This window comes from Kitasatospora sp. NPDC057500 (assembly GCF_042802195.1).
Taxonomy (GTDB): domain Bacteria; phylum Actinomycetota; class Actinomycetes; order Streptomycetales; family Streptomycetaceae; genus Kitasatospora.
Genome location: NZ_JBHVER010000413.1, coordinates 1 through 2,314 on the forward strand (window position 1 = coordinate 1; position 2,314 = coordinate 2,314).

The following is a 2,314-nucleotide window of genomic DNA, read 5'->3' on the forward strand; positions in this document are numbered from 1 at the left end:
GGGTGCGGGTGGATCAGAAGAGCACGTCGGTGCAGGAGTAGAACGCGTTCGCCGTGTCGGCGACGTCCCAGACCGCGACGACCACGTGGTGCCCGGTGCGGCCCGTGGGGAGGGTCGCGGTGTGGGTGGTGATGGCGGCGGGTTGACGGCGGTTGTACGGAACCGTCAGGAACGGCGTGAGGTCCAGGCTGGCCCGGGTGATCTTCTGGGTCGGGTCGTAGCCCTGCTTGGTCAGGAAGTACCGGAAGTTGGTGGTCGAGTGCCGGGCCTCGATCTCCCAGGTGAAGGTCTGCTGGGCGCCGCCCGTCACCTTGGTGGTCGGCCAGGCCCCGTTGCGGGGGTTGTCCAGCGGCGCCCAGCGGGCGTCACCGCCCGCGCAGATGGTGCCGTCGACGGGACCGCGGGCCGGGAAGCCCTTCAGGCCCTCGACGCTCTGCGGCTCCCACTGGATGTCGCCGCAGTTCTGGACGACACCGGCGCCGCACAGGGCCGAACGGCTCGGCGGGAGGTTGATGAACCCGTGCGAGTTGGCCGGGACGGCCATCGCGAGCGGGACGGCGACCGCGGCCAGGGCCGCGCCGACCATGTGGCGTTTGCGCATGATGCTCCTCCGTGGGGGGATGGAGAGTGTGCCCGACGCAGCAGGCGGCGCGCGTGGGGGTGCGCCAGCCCGGGGATCTTGGCATGCCTGCGCCAGGTGAATGCCCATACCGTAGGGAGCGCGACGACCGTCGTCAATGGTCTGGACCAGTTTGACGTTCGGTCAATCTGCGGTCGTCGCAAGGGCTTTCCGGGAGGGATCCCCGGGTCCGGGCGAGGCGGTTCCGACCGGCACGCGCCGACACCGCGGCGCCCTGGGGACGCACGACCCACCGCGGGCACGAGCGCCGGCGAAAGCCGTTGTGCGGAAGCGGCGTTGATCGGGTAGCGTGCCGGGCATGTCGAGTCCCGAGTCGGACGAGGTGGGGGCTTTCGGTCACACGCCGTCAGCCCCCTGAACCCCCGATGAGCCCCTGAGTCCGCCGGCCCTGCCGAGCGGGCCGGACGCGCGTGGTCGCGGGTGTCCCGGGTGCTGGCCGCGGTGACGTGACGAGTCACCTTTTCGTGCCTCTCCTCACCTCGGAGCCATTCGATGCCTCTTTCGCTGTACCTGCTCGCCGTGGCGGTCTTCGCCATGGGCACCTCGGAATTCATGCTCTCCGGCCTCCTGCCGGACATCGCCACGGACCTCGGCGTCACGGTCGGCGCCGCCGGCACGCTCACCTCGGCGTTCGCGATCGGGATGGTCGTCGGCGCACCGCTGACGGCGGTACTCGCCCGCGCCCTGCCGGCGCGGTGGGGACTGCTCGGGTCCGTCCTGCTCTTCGCGGCGGCGCACGGTGCGGGCGCCATCGCCCCGAACCTCACGGTCCTGCTCGCGACCCGGGTGGTCGCCGCGCTCGCCAACGCGGGGTTCCTCGCCCTCGCCCTGACGACCGCCGCCGCCCTGGTGCCCGCCGACCGGAAGGGACGCGCACTCGCCGTCCTGCTGTCGGGCACCACGGTGGCCACGGTCGCCGGCGTCCCGGCCGGGGCGGCGCTGGGATCGGCGCTCGGATGGCGGGCCGTCTTCTGGGCCGTCGCCGCACTCTGCCTGCCGGCCGCCATCGGGATCGTCGCCGGCGTGCCGACGGGGCGCAGCCCGCGGGACGGCGCCGAACGGCCTGCCGTGCGGGCGGAGTTCGCACGCTTGGCCAGTCCCCGGCTGGGGGCGGTGATGCTGCTCGCCGCGCTGGTCAACGCGGCGACCTTCGCCAGCTTCACGTACCTCGCGCCCGTGGTCACCGGCCCCGCCGGGCTGGACGAATCGTGGGTCCCGGTCGTCCTCGTGCTGTTCGGCGCCGGCTCGTTCACCGGCGTCACCGTGGCCGGGCGGCTGTCCGACCGGCACCCCGGCCCGGTCCTCGCCGTCGGCGGCGCACTGCTGCTGATCGGGTGGCCGGCCCTCGCCGTGCTGGCCGACCGGCCGGCGGCGCTGCTCGCCCTGGTGTTCGTCCAGGGAGCGCTGTCGTTCGCGGTCGGCGGCACACTGATCACCCGCGTCCTGTACGAGGCCGCCGCCGCCCCGACGCTGGCCGGCGCCTGCGCGACCGCCGCCCTCAACGTGGGCGCCGCCGCCGGCCCCCTCGCCGGCGCCACCTCCCTGGCCACGACGGCCGGGGAGCGCGGGCCGTTCTGGCTGGGCGGACTGCTGGTCCTGGCCGCGCTGTCGCTGGCCGCCGCTCCCCTCCGCCCGGCGCTCCGCTGACGCAGCCGCACCGGCGCGCGGCCGTCC

2 protein-coding genes are annotated in these 2,314 nt (G+C 74.3%); one reads left to right on the forward strand and one right to left on the reverse strand.

Translation table 11 applies throughout. The annotated features are described in order from the left end of the window. Positions 1 to 13: 13 nt before the first annotated feature. Positions 14 to 601: a lytic polysaccharide monooxygenase gene (locus tag ACFU74_RS37065; protein WP_380764542.1), complete on the reverse strand. Its 588-nt coding sequence runs from the start codon at positions 599 to 601 to the stop codon at positions 14 to 16. A 531-nt stretch (positions 602 to 1,132) separates the two neighbouring features. Here ACFU74_RS37065 and ACFU74_RS37070 point away from each other — a divergent pair. Further along, positions 1,133 to 2,287 carry a Cmx/CmrA family chloramphenicol efflux MFS transporter gene (locus tag ACFU74_RS37070; RefSeq protein ID WP_380764543.1) on the forward strand — a complete coding sequence of 385 codons (1,155 nt, stop codon included), beginning with the start codon at positions 1,133 to 1,135 and terminating at the stop codon, positions 2,285 to 2,287. Positions 2,288 to 2,314: the final 27 nt, after the last annotated feature.